The 26,789-nt window shown below is 50.2% G+C and carries 23 protein-coding genes; 13 read left to right on the top strand and 10 right to left on the bottom strand.

What is annotated here, in order from left to right:
• The first annotated feature begins 37 nt into the window (after positions 1 to 37).
• Genes ACPAOP_RS10850 through ACPAOP_RS10820 form a run of 7 tightly spaced genes read left to right on the top strand, consistent with a single transcriptional unit; the run spans position 38 to position 9,012 of the window.
• Positions 38 to 1,150, top strand: a complete 1,113-nt coding sequence (locus tag ACPAOP_RS10850) for an HlyD family secretion protein (protein WP_423707981.1) — start codon at positions 38 to 40, stop codon at positions 1,148 to 1,150.
• 14 nt (positions 1,151 to 1,164) lie between these two features.
• Complete coding sequence (locus tag ACPAOP_RS10845; RefSeq protein ID WP_423710007.1) at positions 1,165 to 3,177, top strand: ATP-binding cassette domain-containing protein; 2,013 nt, start codon at positions 1,165 to 1,167, stop codon at positions 3,175 to 3,177.
• Complete coding sequence (locus ACPAOP_RS10840; protein ID WP_423707979.1) at positions 3,174 to 4,328, top strand: ABC transporter permease; 1,155 nt, start codon at positions 3,174 to 3,176, stop codon at positions 4,326 to 4,328. Before ACPAOP_RS10845 ends, ACPAOP_RS10840 begins: the two co-directional genes overlap by 4 nt.
• Positions 4,329 to 4,345: 17 nt before the next feature.
• On the top strand, positions 4,346 to 5,503 hold the full coding sequence (locus ACPAOP_RS10835; protein ID WP_423707978.1) for an ABC transporter permease: 1,158 nt from the start codon (positions 4,346 to 4,348) through the stop codon (positions 5,501 to 5,503).
• 39 nt (positions 5,504 to 5,542) lie between these two features.
• Positions 5,543 to 6,322 (top strand): enoyl-ACP reductase FabI, encoded by a 780-nt coding sequence (gene fabI, locus ACPAOP_RS10830; protein WP_423682179.1) that lies wholly within the window; start codon positions 5,543 to 5,545, stop codon positions 6,320 to 6,322.
• A 60-nt stretch (positions 6,323 to 6,382) separates the two neighbouring features.
• Positions 6,383 to 7,807 (top strand): bifunctional enoyl-CoA hydratase/phosphate acetyltransferase, encoded by a 1,425-nt coding sequence (locus ACPAOP_RS10825; protein WP_423682181.1) that lies wholly within the window; start codon positions 6,383 to 6,385, stop codon positions 7,805 to 7,807.
• Positions 7,804 to 9,012 carry an acetate/propionate family kinase gene (locus tag ACPAOP_RS10820; protein ID WP_423707976.1) on the top strand — a complete coding sequence of 403 codons (1,209 nt, stop codon included), beginning with the start codon at positions 7,804 to 7,806 and terminating at the stop codon, positions 9,010 to 9,012. Before ACPAOP_RS10825 ends, ACPAOP_RS10820 begins: the two co-directional genes overlap by 4 nt.
• Here ACPAOP_RS10820 and ACPAOP_RS10815 read toward each other — a convergent pair.
• The 9 genes from ACPAOP_RS10815 to ACPAOP_RS10775 all read right to left on the bottom strand — a co-directional run bounded on the left by ACPAOP_RS10815 (position 8,998) and on the right by ACPAOP_RS10775 (position 17,096).
• Positions 8,998 to 10,035, bottom strand: a complete 1,038-nt coding sequence (locus ACPAOP_RS10815; RefSeq protein WP_423707975.1) for an acyltransferase family protein — start codon at positions 10,033 to 10,035, stop codon at positions 8,998 to 9,000. The two genes, ACPAOP_RS10820 and ACPAOP_RS10815, sit on opposite strands and share 15 nt — an antisense overlap.
• A gap of 16 nt (positions 10,036 to 10,051) precedes the next feature.
• The gene (rng, locus tag ACPAOP_RS10810; RefSeq protein ID WP_423682186.1) at positions 10,052 to 11,518 is read right to left on the bottom strand and encodes a ribonuclease G; all 1,467 of its coding nucleotides are present in this window, start codon (positions 11,516 to 11,518) and stop codon (positions 10,052 to 10,054) included.
• 12 nt (positions 11,519 to 11,530) lie between these two features.
• Positions 11,531 to 12,148, bottom strand: a complete 618-nt coding sequence (locus tag ACPAOP_RS10805) for a Maf family protein (protein WP_423707974.1) — start codon at positions 12,146 to 12,148, stop codon at positions 11,531 to 11,533.
• Positions 12,149 to 12,166: 18 nt separating this feature from the next.
• A complete protein-coding gene (rlmH, locus tag ACPAOP_RS10800) occupies positions 12,167 to 12,637 on the bottom strand; it encodes a 23S rRNA (pseudouridine(1915)-N(3))-methyltransferase RlmH (RefSeq protein WP_423682189.1) in 471 nt (156 codons plus the stop codon).
• 90 nt (positions 12,638 to 12,727) lie between these two features.
• Complete coding sequence (gene rsfS, locus ACPAOP_RS10795; protein ID WP_423707973.1) at positions 12,728 to 13,432, bottom strand: ribosome silencing factor; 705 nt, start codon at positions 13,430 to 13,432, stop codon at positions 12,728 to 12,730.
• Positions 13,432 to 14,109 (bottom strand): nicotinate-nucleotide adenylyltransferase, encoded by a 678-nt coding sequence (locus ACPAOP_RS10790; RefSeq protein ID WP_423707972.1) that lies wholly within the window; start codon positions 14,107 to 14,109, stop codon positions 13,432 to 13,434. Before ACPAOP_RS10790 ends, rsfS begins: the two co-directional genes overlap by 1 nt.
• Entirely contained in the window at positions 14,100 to 14,999 is a 900-nt protein-coding gene (hemF, locus tag ACPAOP_RS10785; protein ID WP_423707971.1) for an oxygen-dependent coproporphyrinogen oxidase, read from the bottom strand. The genes ACPAOP_RS10790 and hemF overlap by 10 nt, the downstream gene beginning before the upstream one ends.
• 95 nt (positions 15,000 to 15,094) lie before the next feature.
• Entirely contained in the window at positions 15,095 to 16,369 is a 1,275-nt protein-coding gene (gene purD, locus ACPAOP_RS10780; protein ID WP_423682193.1) for a phosphoribosylamine--glycine ligase, read from the bottom strand.
• 1 nt (position 16,370) lies between these two features.
• Positions 16,371 to 17,096, bottom strand: coding sequence for a YebC/PmpR family DNA-binding transcriptional regulator (locus ACPAOP_RS10775; protein WP_423682194.1), 726 nt, complete (start codon positions 17,094 to 17,096; stop codon positions 16,371 to 16,373).
• Positions 17,097 to 17,593: 497 nt separating this feature from the next.
• Between ACPAOP_RS10775 and ACPAOP_RS10770 the strand changes: the two genes are divergently transcribed.
• The 4 genes from ACPAOP_RS10770 (at position 17,594) to ACPAOP_RS10755 (ending at position 21,889) form a co-directional block, all read left to right on the top strand.
• Complete coding sequence (locus ACPAOP_RS10770; RefSeq protein ID WP_423707970.1) at positions 17,594 to 18,505, top strand: DMT family transporter; 912 nt, start codon at positions 17,594 to 17,596, stop codon at positions 18,503 to 18,505.
• Positions 18,506 to 18,513: 8 nt separating this feature from the next.
• Positions 18,514 to 19,488, top strand: a complete 975-nt coding sequence (locus tag ACPAOP_RS10765) for a quinone oxidoreductase family protein (protein ID WP_423682196.1) — start codon at positions 18,514 to 18,516, stop codon at positions 19,486 to 19,488.
• Positions 19,489 to 19,498: 10 nt separating this feature from the next.
• Complete coding sequence (locus ACPAOP_RS10760) at positions 19,499 to 19,636, top strand: hypothetical protein (protein ID WP_423682197.1); 138 nt, start codon at positions 19,499 to 19,501, stop codon at positions 19,634 to 19,636.
• Positions 19,637 to 19,711: 75 nt separating this feature from the next.
• Positions 19,712 to 21,889 carry a DUF1631 family protein gene (locus tag ACPAOP_RS10755; RefSeq protein WP_423707969.1) on the top strand — a complete coding sequence of 726 codons (2,178 nt, stop codon included), beginning with the start codon at positions 19,712 to 19,714 and terminating at the stop codon, positions 21,887 to 21,889.
• Positions 21,890 to 21,899: 10 nt separating this feature from the next.
• Here ACPAOP_RS10755 and ACPAOP_RS10750 read toward each other — a convergent pair whose 3' ends face one another.
• Entirely contained in the window at positions 21,900 to 22,529 is a 630-nt protein-coding gene (locus ACPAOP_RS10750) for a DUF4136 domain-containing protein (protein ID WP_423707968.1), read from the bottom strand.
• Positions 22,530 to 22,827: 298 nt separating this feature from the next.
• Between ACPAOP_RS10750 and pepN the strand changes: the two genes are divergently transcribed.
• Positions 22,828 to 25,506 (top strand): aminopeptidase N, encoded by a 2,679-nt coding sequence (pepN, locus tag ACPAOP_RS10745; protein WP_423707966.1) that lies wholly within the window; start codon positions 22,828 to 22,830, stop codon positions 25,504 to 25,506.
• Between the two features lie 127 nt (positions 25,507 to 25,633).
• Positions 25,634 to 26,635 (top strand): class 1 fructose-bisphosphatase, encoded by a 1,002-nt coding sequence (locus ACPAOP_RS10740; protein WP_423682201.1) that lies wholly within the window; start codon positions 25,634 to 25,636, stop codon positions 26,633 to 26,635.
• Positions 26,636 to 26,789: the final 154 nt, after the last annotated feature.

Below are 26,789 nucleotides of genomic sequence, written 5' to 3'. Positions count from 1 at the left end.
CTGCCTTGCGCCCCCCTTTATCAATGTGAGAATACAGATGGAAAAAAATCGTAAGTTGATCGGCCCGGCATTGCTGGGTGTTGCCGCCATCGTGATTGGCGTTGGATTTTTTTATTATCTTGCCAGCAGCCGGAAACTACCTGAAGGGCTGATCGCCGCCAGCGGCCGTATCGAAGGTGATCGTATCGTCGCTGCCGCTAAGTACCCCGGCCGTATCAGCAAAATATTCGCCAGAGAAGGTGACACCGTAGCGGCTGGTACGGTGGTCGCGCAGCTGGAAGACACCAGTTTTCAGGCGAAGGCTGAGCAGGCAAAACAGGCGCTGAATGCGACTGATGCACAACTGAAAGCAGCACAAGCGAATTTAGATATTGCACAACGTGAAGTGCCGATGGGCGTCAGTGTTGCTGATGCCGGCGTCAGTCAGGCACAGGCGGTGCTTGCTAAGGCCAGCGCTGTTGAACAGCAGGCACGGCGCGATGCGCAGAGACACAAAGAACTGTTTGAGCGCGGTGTCATAGAACGTCATCGCTACGAGCAGGCTGATCTCGCATGGCAGGTCGCGCAATCGGATGTGAAAGCGGCTCAGGAAGCAGTAAGACGCGCGCAGCAAGGTTTATCTCAGGCCGGGCTCGGAACAGATAAAGTCAAAGCCAGACAACAGGAAGTGGAAGCCCTAAGAGCGCAACGCGACAGAGCGGCCGCCGCTGTGACGGAAGCCGATTCTGTGCTCGGTGATTTGCTGATCAAGTCACCTGCAAGTGGCATCGTCCTGACGCGTCTGCGGGAGCCGGGCGAAGTAGTGTTACCAGGCGGTGCAGTCGTGGAAATGGTCAATCTGGATCAGTTGCATTTAAAAGTTTATGTGCCTGAATCAAAAATCGGTCAGTTGCGCCTGGGCTTACCAGTACGTATCTATACCGACGCGCAACCTGATCAGTTTTATGAGGCGACCGTCAGTTATATTTCATCGCGCGCTGAGTTCACTCCTAAAGAAGTGCAGACGACGGATGAGCGCGTGAAACTGGTGTATGCGGTCAAACTCGCGATTGCAAAAAATCCTGAACATAAGCTGATGCCGGGTATTCCAGCCGATGCAGTTATACGCTGGAAAGAGAACGTCACCTGGCAAAAGCCACGCTGGAAATGAATTTGTCTGTGCTAATGAAATCTGATCAGCAGCCAGACGCGGATAGTGCTCCTGCATCTTCTGCATCGTCCGCACCAGTGGTGGATGCGCGCGAACTCGCTAAACGCTATGGTGATACCGTTGCCTTGGATGGCATCAGTCTGCAGGTGCAGGCCGGTGAAATTTACGGTTTGATCGGGCCGGATGGTGCGGGTAAAAGTAGTTTGCTCAAAGCCGTGGCAGGTGTGCTTGCCCATGATGGCGGCGACTTACGGGTATTCGGCTGCCTGATCAATTCTGAAAAATCCAGTGAGCAGATTAAAGACCGCATCGGTCTGATGCCGCAAGGGCTGGGACAGAATTTATATGGCGATTTATCCGTAGAAGAAAATATTGATTACTTTGGCGGCTTGCGTTTACTGAGCCGTGAAGAGCTGCGTACGCGCAAGGAAGCCTTGTTACGCAGCACCCGGCTTGAGCGTTTCCGTGACCGTCCGATGAAGAATCTTTCCGGTGGCATGAAACAAAAGCTGGGTCTGGTCTGTACCCTGATCCACGAGCCGAAACTGGTCATTCTGGATGAACCAACGACAGGTGTTGATCCGGTATCCCGACGGGAATTCTGGAGCATTCTCTCCCGGCTGCTGAAGGAAAAAGGAATTACCGCGCTGGTATCAACGGCGTACATGGATGAAGCCAGTCGTTTTCATCGCGTCTCTTTGATGCATGCAGGGAAAATTCTGGCTTCAGGAGAGCCGGAAAAAATCAGAACGCTCGCGCAAGGCGCTATTGTCAGCAGTGTCTGTGCTGATGCCTCGCAGCAGGTGGATGCGGTACATCGTCTGACGCAGACGTTCCCGCAGCTGGAAGTGCTTGGGCAAGATATGCGGATTTTTGTCGATCAGCCAGATCCTGCGTCAGCAAAAGCGGAAGTCGTGTCTTGTCTGCAAGGCATACCGCAGCAGCGGACCGAGGTGCTTGAGCCCGAACTGGAAGATGTGTTTATCGCCTTGCTGAGAAAAAAAGAGCTGGTCGGCAAAGATGAAAAAAACACTGCAGCGCAACCTGCCGCACAACGGCATCCAGATAATGGTCTGGCGATAGAAGCGGTGAAACTGTGTCGCACATTCGGCGAATTTAAAGCCGTTGATCAGGTCAGTTTTCAGGTGCCGCAAGGTGAGATATTTGGTTTGCTGGGCGCGAATGGCGCTGGAAAAAGTACCGTCATCAAAATGCTGACTGGAATCCTGAGTCAGACCGATGGCAAGGGGCGGGTCGCTGGTGCTGACATGCGCACTGCCGGGCGCCAGATACGCGAACGTATTGGTTATATGTCGCAGGCATTTTCCCTGTATCTGGATTTATCAGTACTCGAAAACATACGCTTATATGCCGGCATCTATGGTCTGACACGGCAACAAACAGCCGCACGCATGGATTGGATACTCGACATGGCTGGTTTGCGCCCGTTTGGCAAGGCACTGGCGGCCAGTCTGCCTATGGGCTTGCGGCAACGGCTGGCGCTGGGATGTGCGCTGATACACCGGCCACAAGTGCTGTTTCTGGATGAGCCAACCTCGGGTGTGGATCCTATGGGACGACGCGCATTCTGGGATGTGCTGTTTCGTCTTTCGCGCGAAGAGAACGTAACTATTCTGGTCACGACGCATTACATGTCGGAAGCCGAGCATTGTGATCATCTGGCGCTGATGTATGCAGGTCGTATCGTTGCGGATGCTTCCCCCGATCAGTTAAAAGCCGATGTCGAAAAAGAAGCGGGAAAACTTTATGAAATTCACACCGGCGATGCGCAGGCAGCTTTGGATCGTTTGCAGGCCGCAGGTTATTCAAGTGCTGCATTGTTTGGTTCGCGAGTCCATGTGTTGATGCCTGACGATGAGCAGGCTTTGCGTCAGATGACGGAAGTGATTGCAGATACCGGCGTGCTGAAAGTCGCACCGAAACGTCTGGCGATGGAAGATGTGTTCGTGCATATCGTGACTCGTCTTGAAGCGGAAGATGCGAAAGCCAGAGGAGAAAAAAAATGAACCTGCGCCGTATCCGGGTGGTCGCATATAAAGAATGGCGCGAAATCGTTCGTGACAGGCTATTTTTTGCGCTGGCATTTTTTGTACCGTCTTTGCTGATGCTCTTGTTTGGTTATGGCCTGTCGCTGGATGTGGAAAATATTCCGCTGGCGATAGTCGATTACGATCAGTCTGTCACTTCGCGTGACTATGCACATCGTTTTACAGATTCCCGTTATTTCTCCTTTCAGGGGTATGCCAGACATGAGAAAGAGGTGGAAAAGCTGGTGATCGATAATACCTTGCGGGCAGTGATTGTGATTCCGCCGCAGTTCGGGCAAAACCTGAAAGCCGGGCGTTCAGCAGAAGTTCAGACCTGGATAGACGGGACGTTTCCGTTTCGCGCTTTGACCACCAAAGGCTATGTGACGGCAATCAACGCGGCGATTAATGTGGAAAACTTATCGGCACATTTTTCCGCGATGACGGGTATCAGTCAGGAAAAGATACGCAGCAGTTTGCAACCAGTCAAATTGGAAACACGTTACCTCTACAATCAGGAGGTTAAAAGTATCTGGTCGGTTGCGCCGAAATTAATCATGGTGATCCTGATGTTATCACCGCCATTTCTGACCGCGCTGGGGGTGGTCAGGGAAAAAGAATCCGGAGCGATCTATAACGTGTATTCCTCGACCTTATCGCGCGGCGAATATCTGATCGGTAAATTGCTGCCGTATGTCGGTATTTCTATCGTCAATGCCTGCGCGCTGAGCGGATTTGCGCTGCTGTTATTTGGTGCGCCGTTTAAAGGTGATCCGCTGTTTTTCCTTATCTCCACGATACTGTATGTGATCTGCACAACAGGTATCGGTTTGCTGGTATCGGTGATGGTGAATACGCAGGTAGCAGCGATGGTGGGAACAGCGATAGTGACCGTGGTACCGGCGGTGCTGTATTCGGGAATGATTATTCCTATCCCATCGTTATCGGCCATTGCTGCGGTGATTGCACATCTTTTACCCGGTATGTATTACGCCGAAATTACGATAGGCAGTTTTCTGAAAGGCGTTGGTTTTGCCGCGTTGTGGATGGATTTGCTGATACTGACTCTCTATGCGGCCGCCTTATTTACTGCCGGATTTCTGGCGTTTCACAAACGTCCGGATAATTGAGTAACGAGGAAACTGACATGCTATTTCTGTTTGACCGGGTCTGGTGGAGCCGTTTGCAGGCGATGATCTGGAAAGAGTTATTACAACTCTTACGTGATCCTGTATTGCTGGTGTTTGTGCTGTATGCATTCTCGGCGGATATTTATAACGCGGCTTCCGGCGTTTCGTTTCAGTTGAATAATGCGGCATTGGTGTTGTTTGATCTTGATCGCAGCGCTGCATCACGCGAACTCGCCGGACGCTTTATGCCCCCTGAGTTTCGCTGGGCAGGTGCGATCGATCATGCAAAGCAAGGGCAGCAGTTGCTTGATGATGGCAAAGCGATGGCTGTGCTGGATATTCCCCCTGGCTTCGGTGCAGCGCTGACGCGCGGTGATAACACTTCTGTGCAATTGCAGATTGATGCGTCGAATTCTGTGCTGGGTTTTTTAGCTGCTGTTGATGCGACCCAGATTGTGGCCCGCTACGGGCTGGAGCAGGCGGCAGGCAATCTTGGTTTCAGTGCTGATTTATCCGCGCTGGATGCGCCGGTGATCAACAATAACAGCCGGGTCTGGTTTAATCCGAATCAGAACGACGCCTGGTTCATGGGTATTTCAGAATTGCTCAACGTGGTGACCTTATTTTCTATGCTGCTACCGGCAGCGGCGATGGTCAGGGAAAAAGAACGCGGAACGATAGAGCAATTGCTTGTCTCACCGTTGTCACCTTTGCAGATTATGATTCCAAAAATTGTGGCGATGGTGGCGGTCTTACTGGGCGGAACAGCACTGGGGTTGTTTGGCATTTTAGTCCCGATCTTTTCTATTCCGGTCAGCGGTAGCCTGCTGTTATTTTTTGCGTTAACCACTCTGTATGTCAGCACGCTGGCGGGCATAGGAATCTGGATTGCAACGCTGACGAACAATATGGCGCAGGCCGGTATGATGGTGATCCTGATACTGGCACCGATGATGTTTTTATCCGGAGCCTGGACGCCGCCCGAAGCGATGCCGACGCTGATGCGCTGGGGAATGTATGTGTCGCCGCTGTATTACTACATCAATGCCAGTTATGGCATTTTGATGAAAGGGGCTGGCATCAACATATTGTGGCCTTTGTTTGCAGGCATTCTTGTCATCGGTTATATTGTCAGCGGTGCGACCATATTACGTTTCAAAAAACAGTTTGGTTAGAACGTATTTGAAGACTTGTGAATAAGAACAGGAATGACGATGATAAATACAGGCGGTAGTTTTTCACTGGCAGGAAAGCGGGGCTTGGTTATCGGCCTCGCCAACGAACACAGTATTGCTTATGGTTGCGCGGCGGTGTTAAAAAAATTGGGTGCCTCGCTGGTTGTCTCCTGTGTCAATGAGAAAGCTCAGACGTTCGTTGCACCTCTGGCGGCAGAGCTGGATGCGCCGCTGATAGTCTGTAATGTTGAGCAGGATGATGCGCTCGAATCTCTTGTAAATGCCAGCGTGAGCCATCTCGGACAAATCGATTTTCTTATCCATTCCATTGCCTGGGCACCGAAAGAAGATTTGCACGGCAGGGTGATCGACAGTTCTGCGACCGGCTTTTTGCAGGCCATGAATATTTCCTGTCACTCTTTCGCCCGCGTGGCGCGTTTATGTGAACCGCATTTAAGCCAGAGTGCGAGCCTGATCACGATGAGTTATCTGGGCGCAGATGAAGCCGTTCCTAACTACGGGCTGATGGGGCCGGTCAAAGCAGCGCTGGAATCGCTGGTACGATATCTGGCGATGGAATTGGGGCAGAACGGTCACCGTGTTCATGCAATGTCACCCGGTCCGGTACCGACCCGTGCCGCATCAGGATTGCAGGATTTTGATGCACTGATGTCCAAAGCTGTGGCACGTTCCCCGTTGCGGCGTTTGGTGAGTCTGGATGAAATCGGGCAGCTTGCCGCATTTCTGGTCAGTGATGCCTCTTCAGGAATGACAGGGCAGACACTGTATGTCGATGCTGGTTATCATATTGTAAATTGATCGTTTCTTGTATCCGTCTGTTTTTTTGTTTCCACGTTTATCTCTTTCTGGAATGCCACTATGAATGACCGCATGAATAGCGATACCAATGTGCCTGACATGATAGTCAATGTGATCTATGACGAATTACAGATCGGTCAGACCGCCAGTGATATCAAGACTTTGAGTAATGCAGATATACAGGCATTTGCAGCGATTTCGGGTGATGTGAATCCTGCACATCTCGATCCTGAGTATGCCGGAAAAACTTTATTCCACGGAGTGATTGCGCATGGTATGTGGGGCGGGGCGCTGATTTCTAGTGTACTCGGTACGCAGTTGCCGGGACCCGGTACGATCTATCTCGAGCAGGATCTGCATTTTGTAAAACCTGTGCGCATCGGCGATACGCTGACGACGACGGTGACGGTAGCCGCTAAAGATGATGAAAAAAAACGCGTTACGCTGAGTTGTGAAATCGTGAATCAGCATGGCGCGCGAGTGGTGTTCGGAAACGCGCTGGTGATCGCACCTGTCGAGCGGGTCAGTCGCCCGCGCGCGCATTTACCTACAGTGACTATGTTCGATCTGGGCGCCCGTCAGCAAAAATTGCTGGACAGTGTGCGCAGCCTGGATCCGGTACGTTGTGCGGTGGTGCATCCGTGTGACGCCGATTCTCTCGCGGGTGCGCTGGACGCCATGAAACAAGGGCTGATCGTGCCTGTGCTGGTCGCACCGTCAGCCAAGTTGAACGAAGTCGCCGAGTTTGCTCAACTCGATATTTCTGGTATCGAAGTGATCGATGTACCGCACAGCCATGCCGCTGCAGAAAAAGCGGTTGCGATGGCTGCCGCAGGTGAGGTGGAAGCCTTAATGAAAGGTAGTCTGCATACCGATGAATTAATGGCCGCTGTTGTTCATTGCCCCGCATTGCGTACTAAGCGGCGGCTGTCTCATGTTTTTCACCTTGATGTTCCCATGTATCACAAGGTCTTATTACTGACCGATGCTGCCTTGAATATTGCTCCTGATCTGCTGGAAAAGGCCGATATTTTACAAAACGTGATTCAGCTCGCGCATGCACTGGGAACGGCCGAACCTAAAGTGGCGATCTTATCGGCCGTCGAGACTGTCAATCCAAAAATTGCCTCGACGCTCGATGCGGCGGCCTTGTGCAAAATGGTGGATCGCCGCCAGATTACCGGTGCGATTGTGGATGGACCACTGGCATTTGATAATGCGATTTCTGCAGATGCAGCGAGGATCAAAGGTATTACGTCTGTGGTCGCTGGTCACGCAGATATTCTGATGGTTCCTGATCTTGAGTCCGGCAACATGCTGGCGAAACAATTTGAATATCTTGCCGGAGCATCGACGTGTGGTGTGGTACTCGGTGCACGGGTACCGATTGCTCTCACCAGCCGTGCTGACGGGCCTGTTGCCCGGGTTGCTTCTGCGGCGCTGGTTAAATTGCTGGCGCATGAATACAGAAAAAACACGCCATGAATAAGAGCGCGATTTTATCGGTGAATTCCGGTTCATCCACCATTAAGTTTGCTCTGTATCCTCTGCACGATAGTCAGGTCGATACTGCCAGTATGTCCGGCATCGTAGAGGGGCTGGAGCCAGGTGGACAGCCCCGTATCCGATTTGATACCGACGGCGTCAGGCAGCAGTTCATGCTGACAGATCTTGAGCAGGATGAGGATGGTGACGCGTTTGCCGCCGTACTCAAAGCCTTGCGGGAATTAATCGACCAGCATAGTGCTGGCATACGTATCTCAGGCGTCGCACACAGGATCGTGCATGGTGGTGCCCGCTACGCGCAGTCAGTGTTGATCGATGATGACGCCATGACTTATCTGCGGACGCTGAATACGCTAGCTCCGTTGCATCAGCCGCACAATCTGGATGGTGTACTGGCGTTTCAGAAAGCCTATCCCGAAGTGCCGCAGATTGCCTGTTTTGATACTGGTTTTCACGCTGATATGCCTCAGACTGAACGCACGATAGCTTTGCCGCAACGCTTACGTGAAGAGGGTATTTGTCGTTACGGCTTTCATGGTCTGTCTTATCGTTATGTGGCCGGTCGTCTGCGCCAGAATTCAGAAAAGGCTGACCAGCGCGTATTGATGGCGCATCTGGGCAATGGCGCCAGTGTTTGCGCGATGAAAGAGGGTCGTAGTATCGCGACGACGATGGGCTTTTCTGCATTAGACGGACTAATGATGGGAACCCGTTGCGGCGCTCTTGATCCCGGTGTCATCCTGCATTTATTGCAGGCGGGATGGAATGCGAAACAACTGGAAAAGACTCTCTACAAGGAATCCGGGTTGCTGGGCGTTTCCGGTATTTCGGCAGATATGCGAACCTTGCGCAGCAGCGGACAGGCGCAGGCTCAGGCTGCGATAGACTTATTTACGTATCGCGTCATTCGTGAAGCTGGAGCCTTAACTGCATGCCTGAACGGCGTTGATGTATTTGCGTTTACTGGCGGTATCGGTGAGCACGATGCGATCTTGCGTCAGCAGGTCGGTGCAGGGCTGGAATATCTTGGTGTCAGGATAGATCTGGATAAAAATCTGGCCGCGCGAGGCGATGAAATCTGCGCGATACATGCGAGTGACAGCCGGGTTGAGATCTGGGTTATCCCAACTGATGAAGGGCGCATTGCTGCTATGGACGCTTTTGCTTTGCTATTTCCTGGCTAAACGTGCTTTCAAAGATAAGCCCGCTGGTGGCATGAATAAATAACGTAAGCCGTATAGCTCTCTTTTTTTGGTCAACTGATACACGACGATCGGTATCAGTAATCCTGCCAGGCTGCCGGTGATTAAATGTGGGGCTGCGCTTTGTATGTGCAGTAATTTGCTCAACACTATCCTGACGCCGCTGCCGGTCAGGATATGCATCAGATAAATCGGCATTGAGCAGTATCCCAGCATCGCCAGCCATGTCATCCACTGTTGATTCCATTGCGCCAGCAACAACGCTGCGCTGCAGATCAATGCAATGCCTGCGATTGCCAATGCCAGATTCAACGCAGACTTATCGGTATAGGCCAGATGCAGCTGTGCATGAAACAGATATTCCAGTCCCGTAAAAATCCCTGCTGCGCATAGAGTTGTTGTGAGTGCCTTATTTTTGAGTATATCTTTCCAGTGCAAGGCGCGGGTTCCCAATACAAAGAAAATCAGATAACTGGCGATGAAATCCAGAGGGAATGGAAGTTGTACAAATAGCTGTAAAAACCAGGCGGCAAGCGCTGTCAGAGGTAAGACCCAGGTGGGAACAGTTTCGCGGTCGCGATATAGAATTGCCATCAAAACGAAAATAGCAAATAACACATACAGAAACCAGAACTGCGCCCGTGGCTGCCAGAACAGCGATAACACTTCGCCAGTCGTTGTTGAAGACGTGGTATATCCGGATAAAAAAACCTCGATAAAACCCTGCAACAATGACCAGAGAATATAAGGGTACAGCACGCTGTCCACTTTGTCGGCAATTAACCCGGTGCGACCATATTTTTGCAAGGACGGCAAAAAAAACAGTCCCGACAAAAAGAAAAACAAAGGCATGTGGAAGCTGTAAATGACGCTGTCAACCAGCTTGAACAGCTCTGCATCGACCTCGATGCCAGCATTAAATACACCGCGACTGACATGCCCGTATACCACTAACAGTATGCCCAGGCCTTTGGCGTAATCAACCCATTGATCGCGGTTTTGCATGAAATAAGCAGAAAAATTACATCAGGATGATGTCGTATTGTTCCTGATGGAACACGTTTTCAACCTGCAGTGAAATCGGTTTGCCAATAAAGTCACCGAGCATGGCCAGATGTTGTGATTCCTCTTCAAGGAACATATCGACCACGACCTGCGACGCCATGATACGGAATTCACGCGGATTAAATTGTTTCGCTTCACGTAATAATTCGCGCAAAATTTCGTAGCAAATAGTGCGGGCCGTTTTGACCAGTCCTTTCCCATTGCAGGCAGGGCAGGTTTCACACAATACATGCGCCAGGGATTCACGTGTGCGTTTGCGCGTCACTTCAACCAGACCCAGCGCAGAAAAACCGGACACGGATAATTTGGTGCGGTCACGCGATAAGGCCTTATTCAACTCTGACAGTACGGCTGCTTTATGCTCTTCGTTCTCCATATCGATGATATCGAGAATAATGATGCCGCCCAGATTCCTTAATCGCAGTTGTCTGGCGATTGCGTGCGCTGCTTCCAGATTGGTCTTGAAGATGGTGTCGTCAAAATTGCGTCCAGCGACAAAACTTCCCGTGTTCACATCAATCGTGGTCATGGCTTCTGTCTGATCGACAATCAGATAACCACCGGATTTCAGATCGACACGACGGCCTAAGGCGCGTTCAATCTCTTCTTCTACACCGTACAAATCAAACAGCGGGCGTTCACCTGTGTAGTGTTGAAGCTTGGTCAGCACAGAAGGCATGTAATGCCGCGCGAATTCCTGTAGCATCAGATAATTTTCGCGTGAATCTACCTGAATATTGTCGGTCTCTTCATTGACGAAATCACGCAAGACTCGTTGCGCCAGATTCAGATCCTGATACAGCAAGGTCGTGGGTGGTCTGGTTTTTCCAAGCTGAGTAATCGTGGACCAAGTGCGGCGCAGGTAATCAACGTCGGCTTTCAAATCTTCTTCCGACGCGTCTTCCGCCATCGTGCGGACGATGAATCCGCCTTTTTCATCGGGTTGTTGCAGACTCTGTACTTTACTGCGCAGTGCTTCACGCTCTGCTTCATTTTCAATTTTCTGTGAAATACCGATATGTGTGTCCTGCGGCAGAAACACCAGCATGCGACCGGCAATCGAGATCTGGGTGGACAGGCGTGCGCCTTTGGTTCCTATCGGATCTTTAATGACCTGAACGATGATGGCCTGCCCATCGAACAGCAGCTTTTCTATCGGCGTCAGCGGCGCATTCATATTGCCTTCCTGCGGTCGCGCATCCCAGATATCGGCAACATGCAAGAAAGCAGCCCGCTCAAGACCGATGTCAATGAACGCCGACTGCATGCCGGGCAGGACGCGTACGACTTTGCCGAGGTAAATATTGCCGACAAGGCCGCGGGATAAGGTTCTTTCTATGTGCAATTCCTGCACAGCACCCTGAAAAATCAGGGCGACGCGGGTTTCTTGCGGAGTGATATTGATGAGGAGATTTTCGCTCATGAAGTTCAGAAATTAAGGGATAAAAATTCCAGACTGACGTAACACCTGGCAAGTCTCAAACAAAGGCAAGCCCATGATGCCAGAATAACTGCCATTGATGTGGGAAATAAAACGTGCTGCAGCACCTTGTATGCCATAGCCACCGGCTTTATCGTAGGGTTCAGGTGTGTCGCAATAAGCCTGGATTTGTTGTTCGCTTAAAGCGGCAAAGCTGACTTCTGACACCTGTGTTGCCGCGATAAGACCATGCTCATGCCGGACCGCTATACTGGTCAGTACTTCGTGCTTCTTACCAGCCAGCAGCGTGAGCATTGAAACGGCTTCATCGCGGTTTGCCGGCTTGCCGAGTATCTGCTGATTGATTACGACGGTGGTGTCTGCTGCCAGCACCGGACGCAGCGCTAGTTTGCGCATAGCCATGACTCTCCATGCCATTTCGGCTTTTTCTTGGGTGACACGGCGGACGTAATCGTGTGGTAATTCTCCGGGTAACACAATTTCAGTGACGTCCGGGCCACGCGGTGGCGCATCTCTGAGCAGAAGCAATTCATACGCTATGCCAACCTGGGTCAGCAACTCGCGGCGGCGTGGGCTTTTTGATGCGAGGTAGATTTTATTTTCTTGTTGCATTGTCTTACTTTACTCAAATTACACCCTATGATACGGGTGATTTTGTGTGATGGACCACGCACGGTAAAGCTGTTCTGCCAGCACGACTCTGACCATACCGTGCGGTAATGTCAGACTGGAAATTCTGATCAGTGTATCTGCTTTTGCTTTGAACTCTGCATCCAGGCCATCAGCTCCGCCGATGACAAATACCACGTCCCGCCCATCCTGTTGCCATTGACTCAGATTTTGTGAGAGGGCGACGCTGGTCCAGTCTTTACCGCGTTCATCCAGGGCGATGACTCGCGCGTTTTTGGGGATGATGGCTTCGATTTTCGCGCGCTCTAATGCCATGACTGTTTCAGCAGTTTTACTGCCGGAGCGTTCCACAGGCTTGATTTCTTTCAGGTGAATCCGGCACTCAGGCGGCATTCTTTTTGCATATTCCTGAAAAGCCGTTTCTATCCATTCCGGCATTTTATGACCAACAGCGGCGATGATGAGTTGCATGATATCTTTTGAAACTGGTTTGAAACGAATGATCTGAGGCAAACAAATGGCTGCACAAGGCAGCCATTTTTTGGGGCAGAGCAGCGCTGATTACTCGGCTGTTTTCTTACGCGCAGGACGTTTCGCAGCTGCTTCTTTTGCAGATGCGACGGCAGTTTTAGTCGCCGCAACTTTGACACGGCCGCCGGTAGGAATTTTAGGTGCTTTCACGGTGCTGCCATCAGCCGCTTTTCGGGCAGCGGGTTTGCGTGCAGGTTTCGCTTCACCATCCACCGTTTTTGCCACGCGTGGTTTGCGCGCTGGCTTTTTCTCGTCATCGATCGTCGTCTGAATTGCCATCATGTCGTGAGTGACTTCCAGCGGCGCTGCTTTGCCCGCAGGTTTGCGTGCACGTTTTGTTTTTTCTGCGTCGTCAGAAGTGGTCGCCGCTGACGCAACTTTTGCTGTACGTTTTGCTGCGCCGAGTTTGACCGGTTTGTCGCCCCAGATTTCTTCGAGACGATAGTAGGCGCGGATCGCAGGTTGCATGATATGTACAACCATGTCTCCCAGATCGACGAGTACCCATTCGCCCGTGGTTTCGCCTTCCATGCTGACGATGGTGCCACCATTTTCTTTAACTTTATCACGCACAGAAGCAGCCAATGCCTTAGTCTGACGATTCGATGTACCTGAAGCGATCAGCACACGGTCAAATAGGCTGGTCAGATGCGTGGTGTCAAACAATTGTATGTCTTGTGCTTTCACATCTTCGAGAGCATCAATGACGAGTGTTTGTAATTTTTTAATATCCATTATTTTTGATAAATTGAATGTTGTTGTATGTAGTCTAGCACCTTGTGAGTGACTAGCAATCTGATTGTCGGGTTATGCTGTTTTAATTCTTTGCGCAGTTCGGTCGCAGATACATCAACCGCCAGACTTGCGTCCAGATATGTTCCACCGGCAGCACTGGTGCGCATTTCTTGTGGACTTATCAATCTTTTCTGCCATTCTCGTGTTACTTCAGGGACGGCGAGCTTGATATCGAATCCGGGACGACTTGCCGCACATAAATGCGCGACGCTGAATAAGTCTTTCCACTGATGCCATGTGTGCAGATTCAGCAATTGATCTGCCCCCATAGCAAAACAGATAGAGGCTTGCGCCCCCAGTTCTGTCCGCAGTTCGCGCAGCGTTTCTATGGTGTAACTGGCGACATGGGCTTCTGCGCGTCGTATTTCCTGCTCATCAATGATCAGATTACAGTCTGACCATGCTTCAAAAGCCAGTTTCAGCATGCTGACTCTTTGCTCTGATGTAGCCTTCAGAGCGGATTTTTGCCACGGCTGTCCAGCCGGGATTATGCGTAATTCATCCGGTTTAAGTACATTGCACAGATGCTTTGCCAAAGCGATATGGCCAATATGGACAGGATCAAAACTACCACCCAGAACCAAGGCACAATAAGGTTCTCTGCTATTTAAACCCATTCCCTGTGCACCAGAAAATGATTGGTTAATTGCGCCTCTGCACTGTCCGTTTCCGGAGTCCAGTTGTAACGCCATTTCACTACCGGAGGCATGGACATCAGGATCGATTCTGTTCTTCCTCCTGATTGCAGGCCAAAATGTGTACCGCGGTCAAACACCAGATTGAACTCAACATAGCGACCACGACGATATGCCTGGAAATCCCGCTCGCGCTCACCGTAGGAGAGTACTTTGCGTTTTTCAAGAATCGGCAGGTAGGCAGGGATGAAGGCGTTACCGACCGATCTGGTCATCGCAAAACTTTGCGCAAAATCTAACTCGTTGAAATCGTCGTAAAAAATGCCGCCGACACCGCGTGCTTCTTTACGATGTTTTAAATAGAAATACTCGTCACACCATTTTTTGAAGCGCGGATGTAAATCACTACCAAACGGCGTTAATGCGTCTTTACAGGTCTGATGGAAATGGCGGGCATCCTCCTCAAAACCGTAATACGGCGTCAGATCCATACCACCACCGAACCACCATACGGCATCTTTGCCTTCAGCGTGGGTGGTGAAAAAACGCACATTCATGTGTACTGTCGGAGCGTAGGGATTGCGCGGATGTAACACGAGGGAGACACCCATGGCTTCCCATTTTCTGCCTGCCAGTTCCGGGCGGCTGGCAGCCGCCGAGGGCGGCAAATTATTGCCCATGACGTGGGAGAAATTAACCCCGCCACGTTCAAATACCTGACCTTCTTCGATGACGCGGGAAATACCTCCACCTCCATCGGGGCGTTCCCAGCTGTCACTGATAAACTGACGGCCATCGGCAGCCTCAAGCGCGGCAACAATACTTGCTTGCAAGGACAGTAAATAATTCTTAACGGCTTGTGTATCGGTCATTATTTGTTGAACAGGGTGGTCTTCAAAAAGCAAGACGGGCTGGACTTAGTCCAACCCATTCATTGTTACTCAGGGAGTGCTCGCCCGAAGCTGCATTAATGCTTACGGTTCAGTGCACGCCAGCCAATGTCACGACGGTATTGCGCCCCGTCGAAATGAATTTTTTCAACAACATCGTAGGCATGTTTTTGCGCAAGTTTCACCGTGTCACCCAGGCCGACCACACACAAAACCCTGCCGCCATTGGTGCTGAGTACCTTGTCGTTCAACACTGTGCCAGCATGAAATGTAACACTGTCAGGCGTTTCTGCAGGAATACCCGTAATTTTGTCACCTTTACGCGGGGCATCGGGGTAACCGGCGGCGGCCATCACGACGCCCATCGCTGTACGTCTGTCCCACTCAAGTTCGACGGTGTCCAGCGTGCCGTTGACCGCATGTTCCATTACACTGACCAGATCGGTTTTCAGGCGCGCCATGATAGGCTGAGTTTCCGGATCACCCATGCGGCAATTGAATTCCAGTGTTTTCGGTGTGCCGTGCTCATCAATCATCAACCCAGCATACAGGAAACCGGTGAACACGATGCCATCTTTTGCCATGCCCTGTACTGTCGGCACAATGATTTCGCGCATCACACGGGCATGCAATTGTGGCGTAACGATTGGTGCCGGAGAGTACGCACCCATACCGCCAGTATTCGGGCCGTCATCGTTATCCAGCAAGCGTTTATGATCCTGACTGGTTGCCAGCGGCAAAATATTTTTACCGTCCACCATGACGATGAAACTGGCTTCTTCACCGGCTAAAAATTCTTCTATGACCACGCGTGCGCCTGCGTCACCGAGCTTGTTGTCGGACAGCATCATGTCAACAGCAGCATGTGCTTCATCCAGGTTCATCGCTACTACAACCCCTTTACCGGCAGCGAGACCATCAGCCTTGATGACGATAGGTGCGCCTTTGGCTTTGATGTAATCATGCGCAGCCTGAACGTCAGAAAAAGTCTGATATTCAGCGGTTGGGATCTGATGACGATGCATAAACGCTTTAGCAAAGTCTTTCGAGCTTTCCAACTGGGCAGCTTCTTTCGATGGACCAAAAATCTTCAGACCACGGTCACGGAAAATATTCACGATACCGGCCGCCAGCGGAACTTCCGGTCCAACGACCGTCAGCTCAATCTGCTCTTGCTGAACAAAATCAGCAAGTGCGGAGGGATCAGTGATGTCGATATTTTTGAGACGGATGTCCGTTGCCGTTCCACCGTTACCAGGGGCAACGAAAATCGTCTGTACCCGCTCAGACTGCGCGAGTTTCCAGGCAAGTGCATGTTCACGGCCACCAGAGCCGACAACCAGAATTTTCATATTATTCTTCTATGATGGCGTTGGTATAAACTTCTTGTACGTCGTCCAGATTTTCAAGTGCATCCAGCAGTTTCTGCATTTTGATCGCATCTTCACCGGTAAAGACGGTTTCTGTCGCAGGCTTCATCGTGACCTCGGCGACTTCTGGTTTAAAGCCCGCTGCTTCGAGTGCGGCGCGTATATCTGACAAGTCAAATGGTGCACACAATACTTCGATACCGCCTTCGTCATCAGTGATGACATCATCGGCACCAGCTTCCAGAGCCGCTTCCATCAGCGCGTCTTCATTTGTTCCCGGTGCAAAAAACATCTGACCGCAGTGTTTGAACAAGAAGGCAACAGAACCTTCTGTGCCCATATTGCCACCATATTTATTGAAAGCATGACGCACTTCTGCGACAGTGCGGACACGATTGTCCGTCATACAGTCAACGATCAGTGCGGCACCGCCGATACCATATCCTTCGTAGCGGACTTCCTCATAGTTTGCGCCTTCCAGAGTTCCCGCACCGCGCTGTATCGCACGCGTGACGTTTTCTTTAGGCATATTGGCATCGGCAGCTTTATCGACGGCGAGGCGCAGGCGTGGATTGGAATCGACATCTTCTCCGCCCATGCGCGCTGCCACGGTAATTTCTTTAATCAGACGCGTCCAGATTTTGCCGCGTTTCGCGTCGGTAGCCGCTTTTTTATGCTTGATATTGGCCCATTTACTGTGTCCTGCCATGGTCGTTCTTCCCTGATTCGGCAATTGCCGATCCATCCGGTCAGCAGTTTTGCCTAGCTTAGTTTGATATTAAAGACGCGCATTTTATCATACTGGCATGGCGGAAAATGGCGAAATCGACAGTCCTATCGGCATATAGACACACCCGTTGTCTGCCTGAATAATTCGCGAAAGTAATACTGTCACGACGAGGACATAACACTGAATCTTATGCATGATCAGCTGCGCTGAGTAAACGTTCTCTCAAGCCGAGGCAAGTATTGTCTCTTTTCCGGAATAGTTTTGACTAGCCGAGTAAATCGTCCTGTGTTCACTGCGTAGTTGATATGACCGAAAGATATGAATGCTTTCCATTCCTGCATGCTGTTTCAGTGTTGCAAGTTACCGACAATCAACAAGTCTTTCCTGTTTGAAATTATCGGTAACCCAGTCTGAACGACGTAAATTCAGGATACGGACTTCCTACTATTTCTTCAGATGGCTTTACAATCCGGTTTATGCATCCTCAACAAACGAACACTCATACGCGACGCCATTATCTTGGCGGACTCGCAATCGCCATTGCCGGCGCCATTCTTTTTTCAACCAAAGCCATCGTTGCCAAGCTGATATACCGTTATCAGGTTGATGCAGTGACCCTGATTACATTTCGCATGGCTTTCTCTTTGCCTATTTTTGCAGCGATTGCATTCTGGCAGATGAGGAATTCACCTCCGCTGTCCTCCTCTGACCGCTGGCGGCTGGTAGGACTGGGCCTGGTGGGTTATTACCTGTCGTCGTTTTTAGATTTTCTTGGACTGCAATATATCACTGCGGGGCTGGAGCGACTGATCCTTTTCCTCACTCCTTCATTTGTGCTACTGATGTCGGCCATGTGGTATCGCCGCAAGGTATCTATGCTGGAATGGGCGGCGTTGATCGTCAGTTACTTTGGTATCGTTCTGGTGTTTCTGCACGATCTTCAATTCGGCGGGGATGATGTCTTGCTCGGGTCGGTAATGGTGCTGGGGGCGGCCGTTTCTTATGCCGTATATCTGATTCAGTCCGGACAAATGGTTCGTACATTGGGTTCTCTGCGACTGGTCTCTTATGCAATGTGCGTCTCCAGTGTCGCCTGCATAGGCCAGTTCTTTGTGTTGCGCCCGGCTTCTATGCTGCTGCAGCCAGCACCTGTCTATTTTTTGTCGATTGTTAATGCAATATTTTGTACAGTACTGCCCGTGTTTATGACAATGATGGCAGTACAGCGTATAGGTGCAGCAACAGCCTCGCAAGCCGGGATGATAGGCCCGGTATCGACCTTGTTTTTAGGTGCGTTTTTTCTTGCGGAACCGATTACCACATGGCAGATGGCTGGCACGGTATTGGTTATGGGGGGGATGTATTTGTTAACCAGAAAAAAAATGTAGGAGGAGATATGGTCAAAGCAATCAGAATGCGCAGTGTAGGCGGCCCCGAAGTGATGGAATATGTGGATGTTGATTTAGGTGTTCCGGGACCGGGTGAAGTTATTGTCCGGCATAAGGCATGCGGTCTCAACTATATCGACGTTTATTTTCGTACAGGTTTATATCCGCACCCCCTTCCTGCTGGTTTGGGGATGGAGGCTGCCGGTATTGTTGAGGCGGTCGGCGCAGGTGTTGTGCACGTAGCAGCAGGTGACAGAGTTGCGTATGCAGGGCGGCCGTTGGGCGCATATTCGGAGGCACGTGTCATGCCGGCTGAACAATTGGTGCGCCTGCCTGACGGCATTTCATTTGAGACTGCGGCGGCCATGATGTTGCAGGGACTCACGGTGCAGTATCTGTTTCACCGTACTTATCCGCTCAAGGGAGGAGAGACAATACTTTTTCATGCTGCGGCCGGAGGCGTGGGCCTGATTGCCTGTCAATGGGCTCGTGCGATCGGAGTCAATATGATAGGCACTGTGGGGTCCGACGAAAAAGGCGAACTGGCGAGAGCACACGGATGTGCCCACGTGATTAATTATAATAAAGAGAATTTTGTCGAGCGGGTAAGAGAAATTACAGGAGGTAAAGGCGTCTCTGTCGTTTATGATTCTATCGGCAAAGACACATTTATTGGTTCTCTCGATAGCCTTGCACCTCTGGGGATGATGGTGAGTTTTGGCAGTGCTTCCGGCCCGGTTCCCGCGTTTTCACTGAGTGAGCTTGCCTCGCGGGGCTCTTTGTTTATTACCCGGCCGAGTCTGATGAACTACACTGCTGACAGAGTTGATCTGGAACAGATGGCGGCGCATTTGTTTGCGATGGTTGAAAGCGGAAAAGTTAAAATCGACATCCGCCAGCGCTATCCCTTAAGTGAAGTTGCCCGTGCGCATCAGGATCTGGAGGCACGCAAAACGACAGGGTCGAGTTTATTGATTCCATAGGCGCTTGAATATGCTTCCGAAAAATAAAGAAATACCACCAACAGATGATGGTCGTCCGAAGTTCGGACGTTTACTGCTGGTTTTGTTCGCTGCTGTCATGGTGATCGTCGTAATCACGCTGGCGACGGAGGCTTACTACACGAATTAATTGCTGGCTGTTGCTGACGTGACGCTTGCTTATCTGAATTTTCTTGCTGTCTTTTTTTACAACTAGTCTCGAATTATGGATACTGTTCCTTTAAATACCGCCAAAACCAGTGAGTTTTCGAGTTCTAGTCGTTTGCTGATGTTGCAAAGTCTGGTGCCTGTCGCCACCAATCTTATCTCGTCTCAATTAGAGGCTTTTTCATCCCGCTTGACGGATGCCTTATTTAAAATCTCTGATCAGACATTGCAACCAGAAGAAGCCGCGCGCAGTTTTGAGGCGTGTCAGTTACTGAAGCGTAATCAGACCACTTTTTATCGTCTGATGGCGTCGCATATCTCTGCGATACTGATGAAAGAAGTCAGCGTGATTAACACGCGTAAGCGACTCAAAGATAATCACGATATCAAGGATATTTCTCTCGTTACTTTCGAGGAAATGGAAAATAAAGTCCTGACGAATAATCTGACAAAGTCACTCGAAGTTAATAACGCAGAAAAGCTGGTGGAGCTGAATTGCCGTATCGGTTTGGTGATGAAGCGCACGCCGATCACTGTCTCGCAAAATCCTTTTCGGCCAGAAATATTTGTCAATTCGGTATTACAGGCGTGGATGGAGCTTGAATCAACAACAGTGACGCCGCATCTGATCATACGGATCATGCAGCCGGACTTGTTTCTGAACTTAAGCACGGTATATCAGGGACTCAATGATGCGTTGGCCGAACGCGGCATCGTTGTCGATACCGATGCCGTGAAGCGGGAAAGTAAAAAACGTCATGCACCGCTCAAGAGTGAAGATCTGGATGCGCGCGATCCGTATCTGCAAAATAAATTAAGAAATATTTTCTTTCCGCAGGCATCTAAAGACAGGAATCAGCCTGGAAGTATTGGGTCGTTTGCTCAGAGTGGTTCCGGCTCAGTGGGACAAGGTTCATCGTGGTCATACGGAGACGCAGGTGATGTGGTGGACACAGTGACGATAGATCGTCAGTTCTTTGATTATCTGACCGGATTGCAGAAGCAGATACTGCAAAGCCAGCCGGAGCAAGCGGAAGTGCGGTCGCATTTGCGACGCCTGTCACAAGAAGCGCCTCCGGGAGAGTTGACTCACATTGATCAGAATACGATAGAGCTGCTGGCCAGAATTTTTGATTACGTCTTCAGTGATGCCAGTATTCCGGAAGAAATTAAAAGCCTGATCGGACAATTACAGATACCTACGCTGAAGGTCGCTCTGCTCGATAAAGACTTCTTTTTTAAAGAAAATCATCCTGCGCGGGTATTGATCGATACCCTGGCAAAATCCAGCGTGCTGTTGGGCAACGACGCGAGTAACGACGATCCTTTATTTCAGATGATAGAAGGAATTGTTGACCGGGTTCAGCAGGACTTTGATCAGCAGATTGAATTGTTTTCAGATGTGGTTGCCGATCTGGAGGCATTTCTCAAGAGTGAAGAAGAGCAGGCCGAACAGGCAATTTCCGAGCCGGTAGAACAAGCGCTGAAGCAGGAAAAAATGCGATTGGCACGCGAATTCGCTGAAAATGACGTGGCGATACGTACCGATACGGGAGAAGTTGCCGGGTTTGTTGAAGAGTTTTTGCGTAAGCAGTGGATACGTATTCTCACCATTGCGCACAACGTAAAAGAAGAAAAGCCGAACGCACTGGAAAACGCGCTGCGGACGATGGATGACCTGATCTGGAGTCTGAAGCCAAAAAATACGTCGGAAGAACGTAAAGAGCTGGTGAGCAAATTGCCGGCAATGCTGACTTTGCTGAATGCCTGGTTAAATGCGATCAAATGGGATGAGCCGGACCGCGTCTTGTTTTTTTCCAAGCTGGCGGAGCGTCACGCTGCGATTGCACGCGCGCCTCTGGAATTATCACCTCGCCGTCAACTCGAAATTGCCGTCAATATTGCGCAACGGGCGAGTGAGAAAAGGCTGAACCGCCACATGGTCGATCAGAGTGAACAGGAAACGGATGAGTGGGTACAATTAGTTGAGGAGCTTGAGCGTGGCGTCTGGTTTAACTTTACAACCACTGCAGGTGTCACGAATCGATTCAAACTAGCTTGGGTAAGTCCGAAACGTACCCGTTATATTTTTACGAATCGTCAGGGGCACGATTCATTTTCGATTTCACGTGAAGAGTTGCTGGTACAGTTGCGTAATGGCGATGCAACTGTCGTGTCCGCTGAATCCGTGGTGGATCGCGCATTGGTTGAAGCCTTGCGCGATCCGCCAAATTAAACAGGCTGCTCTATTTTTTCAATGGCAGTTCCACGGTTCTGGTAGTGCCATTGGTTCCCGGGAAATCCTTCAGGGCACTTTCTATCAGATAAGGCATGTGTTCAGAAATCTGTTGCCCTAATTGTTCTGAGCTCACTTTGATGTCAGCCAGTTTCTTTCCATTCTGGAAATCGCTGATGTTTATTTCAAGCTGATGCAGATAGTAACGCCTGACACTGAAATCAAGGTTTCTGCCCATATAGTAGGGGCCGCCGAAATAATACGGTGAATAAGGCCAGAACCGATAACCGCGACTGAAGTGCGTTTGCCAGAAGGGGTCATACATCGCTGGTGCCCACGGCGTTGAGACCTGAATTTCACTCAACGCTGTGCCGTACTGCATACCTATTTTTAATGCCGGCGTCGCGTCGACCCGGACTTCCTGAAAACCGTGTAAACCTAATTGTTTTCTCAGTTCTTCTTCATACAATTTGTATTCGGGATTGTTTTCCTGAGATGGCGATCTTTCCACGATATAAGACCTTGCCTGCTGGTTTCCTGGCCATTCGTGAAATACACTGACCTGGCTGGTGAATGTGCTGGCACATCCGGTTAGCAATGTACTGATAAAGATGACGCTCCAGGATAAGAAACTTTTCATAACTACGCTCCAAATCTTCCGATGGTTTCATGATAGCGGTGATTCGGCGTCATTGCAGAGATTTTTGTATTGATTTGTATATGAAAAATGTCGCATCCGGATTACGTATGCCAGCTGTTTTTGTCTCCATTTTTTGTGGAAGAGATGGTTGCGCCAGGCATCGGGACAAAAGCAATTTTGTGTTTATTGGACTATCTTTGTCCGGTTTAGCGTGCGCTGCTTTTTGTCTTGGTAAAATGTCGGTCTCACAAAGTTCATAAGACTTTGATTTATATAATTTTCGCGAGATTCCAAGGCCATGCGTAACGATACTGTCATCACTCCTCAAGCCATACTTCGTCAAGATTACGTTGCCCCGGGTTACTGGGTTGACACCGTAGAAATGGGTTTTGATCTGGACCTGAAATCTACCGTGGTCGCCAACCGCATGGTCATGCGACGCAATCACGCGAGCAAGGAAAAAGATCTCGTGCTGTCGGGTGAGTCCTTGAAATTAGTACAGTTGCGCATGAACGGCGTGAAGCTGAAGAAAGCGGACTACCAGATTGATGGCGAGACGCTGCGTATCCCCAATGCACCCGATGAGGTCACGCTGGAAATCACGACTCAGATACAGCCTTTGAAAAATACGTCGCTGTCTGGTTTGTATGCGTCCAAAGGAAATCTCATCACGCAGTGTGAAGCTGAAGGATTTCGTAAAATCACCTGGTTTCCTGATCGCCCCGACGTGATGGCCAAATACACAGTCATGCTGCGCGCAGATAAAAAGAAATTTCCTGTATTACTGAGCAATGGCAATCTGATTGATGAAGGAGAGCTTGACGACGGACGTCATTTTGCGAAGTGGGAAGATCCGTTTAAAAAGCCCTCTTATCTGTTTGCACTGGTGGCAGGCAAGCTGGTCTGTCAGGAAGAAAAGTTCAAGCTGAAATCGGGACGTAAAGCCTTACTGCAAGTCTGGGTGGAAGAGGGTAATCTTGATAAAACCCAGCATGCGATGGACTCGCTGAAAAAAAGCATACGCTGGGACGAAGAACGTTTTGGGCTGGAACTCGATCTCGACCGTTTCATGATAGTCGCTACCGGCGACTTCAATATGGGCGCGATGGAAAACAAGGGCCTGAACATTTTTAATACCAAGTACGTATTGGCGAATTCCAGCATCGCTACTGATGTTGATTATGCCGGTATTGAATCCGTGGTCGGACATGAGTATTTCCATAACTGGACCGGTAACCGGGTCACCTGCCGCGACTGGTTTCAGCTTTCCTTGAAAGAGGGACTGACCGTGTTCCGCGATCAGGAATTTTCGGCTGATCTGGTTGGTACGGCGACAGGGCGTGCCGTTAAGCGCATAGAAGACGTGCGTGTACTGCGGCAGGTGCAGTTTTCAGAAGATGCCGGCCCTATGGCGCATCCGGTACGCCCAGATTCCTTCGTTGAAATCAATAATTTTTATACGGTGACGATTTACGAAAAAGGCGCCGAAGTCGTTCGTATGTATTACACCTTGCTCGGCCATGATGGCTTCCGTAAAGGAATGGATCTGTACTTTGCGCGCCACGATGGTCAGGCGGTAGAGTGCGATGATTTCCGTGCGGCGATGGCAGATTCCAGTGGCCGCGATCTTACTCAGTTTGAGCGTTGGTACAGTCAGGCTGGTACTCCGCGTGTCAGCGTGGTGACGGCGTATAATGCTGAAGCGCAGACATACGATATCAAGCTGACGCAGTCTTGCCCGGCAACTCCGGGCCAGGAGAAAAAGTTACCGTTCCATATTCCGGTTGCGATGGGTTTGCTTGATACGGAGGGGAAAGATATTCCTTTGTATTGCGATGATTACCCTGAGCAGGCGGGCACCACGAATCTGGTACTTGAACTGACGGCGGCATCACAAACCTTCCGGTTTAATAAAGTCGCCAGAGAGCCTGTGCCATCTTTGTTGCGTAACTTCTCGGCGCCGGTTGTTCTGGATATTGATTACACCGATGAAGAACTGGGATTGTTATTTGCTAGCGATAGCGATCCATTTAACCGTTGGGAAGCCGGGCAGCGCCTCGCGACACGCCGCTTGGTGAAATTGACCAAGGCGATACAGGCGGGCGAAGAACTCTTGCTTGATGATTTGTTCATCAATGCTTTGCGCTCAACACTGAATGATGAATCTCTCGATCCTGCATTCCGCGAGCTCATGCTGACGTTGCCATCCGAAGCGATGATTGCGGAAGCGTTTGAGGTGGTTGATCCGCAGGCGATACATGCCGCCCGTCAGTTTGTGCGTGCGACGATCACCCACCATTTGAAAGCAGATTTGCTGCATGCCTATGAAACTCATCAGACACCGGGTAAATATCGTCCCGACGCCGTATCGATGGCAAAACGCAGTCTGAAAAATTTGGCACTTTCGTACTTACTCGAATGGGCAGATGAAAGCACCTTTGATCTGGCATATTTGCAGTTTAAAGAAGCTGCAAACATGACAGATCGTCTGGCAGCATTGGCAGCACTGACAAACTTCAATGGCACTGAAAAGCAGAAGAAAAAATCAGAGAAAGCGCTGCGTCGCTTCTTCAAAGACTTCAAAAAAGAAGATCTGGTGATCGATAAGTGGTTCATGCTGCAGGCAACGGCACATACAACAGACGTGGAAAAAGTAAGAGAATTAATGCAGCATCCGGCTTTCACCTTAACGAATCCGAATCGCGCACGGAGTCTGGTGTTTAACTTCTGTAATGCCAATCCATCGCAGTTCCATGCAGCTGATGGTAGTGGCTATGCGTTGTGGGCTGAATTAGTGATTGCGCTGAATAAAATTAACCCACAGGTGGCGGCACGTCTTGCACGTAGCCTCGACAGATGGAAAAAATATCCGGCTGGCTTGCAGGCGCAAATGAAAGCGGCTTTGCAAAAAGTAGCAGCGACGAAAAAATTATCCAAAGATGTGGCTGAAGTCATCAGTAAAGCATTGGCCGCATAAGCTGCTTTCTGATATCTGGATTACTCACCTCGTCAACATGCGGGCTCGGGGCCGGAAAACAGCCAGAACCCGCATCAAAGCTTCGCTATTTCAATATTGAAATTTAGTTTTTAACATAAGGAACATCATGAAACGTGTCAGTCTGACCCAGTATCTTGTTGAAGAGCAGCGTCTGAACAACTCTATCCCCGCCGAGTTACGCTTACTGATTGAAGTTGTCGCTCGCGCCTGTAAAACCATCAGTCATGCCGTCGGTAAAGGAGCGCTTGGCGAGGTTTTGGGAAGTGCCGGCAGCGAGAATATTCAGGGCGAAGTACAAAAGAAACTCGATATCCTCTCGAATGAGATTTTGCTCGAAGCGAACGAGTGGGGCGGTCACTTAGCCGCAATGGCATCGGAAGAAATGGAAACGATCCACCCGATTCCGAATCGTTATCCTATGGGCGAATACATGCTGTTATTCGATCCGCTTGATGGCTCCAGCAACATCGACGTCAACGTGTCTATTGGCACGATTTTTTCAGTTCTGAAAGCGCCGGAAGGAATGGCCGCGCCGACTGAACAGGATTTCCTGCAGCCGGGTAACAAGCAGGTCGCAGCTGGATATGCTGTATATGGCCCGCAAACCGTGCTGGTGCTGACAACAGGCAATGGCGTCAATTGCTTCACGCTGGATCGTGAAATGGGCTCCTGGGTACTGACCCAAAGGAATATGCAGATTCCGGCGGATACCAAGGAATTTGCCATCAATGCGTCGAACTCGCGTCACTGGTATCCGCCAGTCACGCGTTATGTCGATGAGATGCTGGCTGGTGTGACTGGTCCGCGTGAAAAAGATTTCAATATGCGCTGGATTGCTTCCATGGTGACCGATGTCCACCGTATTCTGTGTCGCGGCGGTATTTTCATGTATCCGGCAGATAAGCGCGATACTGAGAAGCCAGGTAAGTTGCGTCTGATGTACGAAGCGAATCCTATGTCATTCATCGTCGAGCAAGCCGGTGGCGCCTCGACCGATGGCAAACAAAGGATGCTGGATGTGCAGCCGACCGCTTTGCATCAACGTGTTGCAGTTTTTCTGGGCTCTAAAAACGAAGTGGAGCGCGTGACCCGTTATCATCAGGATTAAGCGGTTTTAACTGTGACTATCAGAAAGCGGAGCAATAATATGCTTCGCTTTTTGCTATCACAGTGCTGAAGAATAACGATGTTTATCCGTCAATTTCCTGATTTTTGCAAAAAATAAGGCGAATTTCATGGAGAGGTTTATAATTTCACTATGT

The sequence above is a fragment of the Undibacterium sp. WLX3042 genome (assembly GCF_049544825.1).
GTDB lineage: Bacteria > Pseudomonadota > Gammaproteobacteria > Burkholderiales > Burkholderiaceae_D > Undibacterium.
Note: the sequence above shows the minus strand (reverse complement) of the source record. Positions and strands in the feature narration are given on the sequence as shown.

Bases quoted from the DNA above. Each gene is read 5' to 3' on its own strand.
- ACPAOP_RS10850 (WP_423707981.1), top strand. From the start codon at position 38: ATGGAAAAAAATCGTAAGTTGATCGGCCCGGCATTGCTGGGTGTTGCC.
- ACPAOP_RS10845 (WP_423710007.1), top strand. From the start codon at position 1,165: ATGAAATCTGATCAGCAGCCAGACGCGGATAGTGCTCCTGCATCTTCT.
- ACPAOP_RS10840 (WP_423707979.1), top strand. From the start codon at position 3,174: ATGAACCTGCGCCGTATCCGGGTGGTCGCATATAAAGAATGGCGCGAA.
- ACPAOP_RS10835 (WP_423707978.1), top strand. From the start codon at position 4,346: ATGCTATTTCTGTTTGACCGGGTCTGGTGGAGCCGTTTGCAGGCGATG.
- fabI (WP_423682179.1), top strand. From the start codon at position 5,543: ATGATAAATACAGGCGGTAGTTTTTCACTGGCAGGAAAGCGGGGCTTG.
- ACPAOP_RS10825 (WP_423682181.1), top strand. From the start codon at position 6,383: ATGAATGACCGCATGAATAGCGATACCAATGTGCCTGACATGATAGTC.
- ACPAOP_RS10820 (WP_423707976.1), top strand. From the start codon at position 7,804: ATGAATAAGAGCGCGATTTTATCGGTGAATTCCGGTTCATCCACCATT.
- ACPAOP_RS10815 (WP_423707975.1), bottom strand. From the start codon at position 10,035: ATGCAAAACCGCGATCAATGGGTTGATTACGCCAAAGGCCTGGGCATA.
- rng (WP_423682186.1), bottom strand. From the start codon at position 11,518: ATGAGCGAAAATCTCCTCATCAATATCACTCCGCAAGAAACCCGCGTC.
- ACPAOP_RS10805 (WP_423707974.1), bottom strand. From the start codon at position 12,148: ATGCAACAAGAAAATAAAATCTACCTCGCATCAAAAAGCCCACGCCGC.
- rlmH (WP_423682189.1), bottom strand. From the start codon at position 12,637: ATGCAACTCATCATCGCCGCTGTTGGTCATAAAATGCCGGAATGGATA.
- rsfS (WP_423707973.1), bottom strand. From the start codon at position 13,432: ATGGATATTAAAAAATTACAAACACTCGTCATTGATGCTCTCGAAGAT.
- ACPAOP_RS10790 (WP_423707972.1), bottom strand. From the start codon at position 14,109: ATGGGTTTAAATAGCAGAGAACCTTATTGTGCCTTGGTTCTGGGTGGT.
- hemF (WP_423707971.1), bottom strand. From the start codon at position 14,999: ATGACCGATACACAAGCCGTTAAGAATTATTTACTGTCCTTGCAAGCA.
- purD (WP_423682193.1), bottom strand. From the start codon at position 16,369: ATGAAAATTCTGGTTGTCGGCTCTGGTGGCCGTGAACATGCACTTGCC.
- ACPAOP_RS10775 (WP_423682194.1), bottom strand. From the start codon at position 17,096: ATGGCAGGACACAGTAAATGGGCCAATATCAAGCATAAAAAAGCGGCT.
- ACPAOP_RS10770 (WP_423707970.1), top strand. From the start codon at position 17,594: ATGCATCCTCAACAAACGAACACTCATACGCGACGCCATTATCTTGGC.
- ACPAOP_RS10765 (WP_423682196.1), top strand. From the start codon at position 18,514: ATGGTCAAAGCAATCAGAATGCGCAGTGTAGGCGGCCCCGAAGTGATG.
- ACPAOP_RS10760 (WP_423682197.1), top strand. From the start codon at position 19,499: ATGCTTCCGAAAAATAAAGAAATACCACCAACAGATGATGGTCGTCCG.
- ACPAOP_RS10755 (WP_423707969.1), top strand. From the start codon at position 19,712: ATGGATACTGTTCCTTTAAATACCGCCAAAACCAGTGAGTTTTCGAGT.
- ACPAOP_RS10750 (WP_423707968.1), bottom strand. From the start codon at position 22,529: ATGAAAAGTTTCTTATCCTGGAGCGTCATCTTTATCAGTACATTGCTA.
- pepN (WP_423707966.1), top strand. From the start codon at position 22,828: ATGCGTAACGATACTGTCATCACTCCTCAAGCCATACTTCGTCAAGAT.
- ACPAOP_RS10740 (WP_423682201.1), top strand. From the start codon at position 25,634: ATGAAACGTGTCAGTCTGACCCAGTATCTTGTTGAAGAGCAGCGTCTG.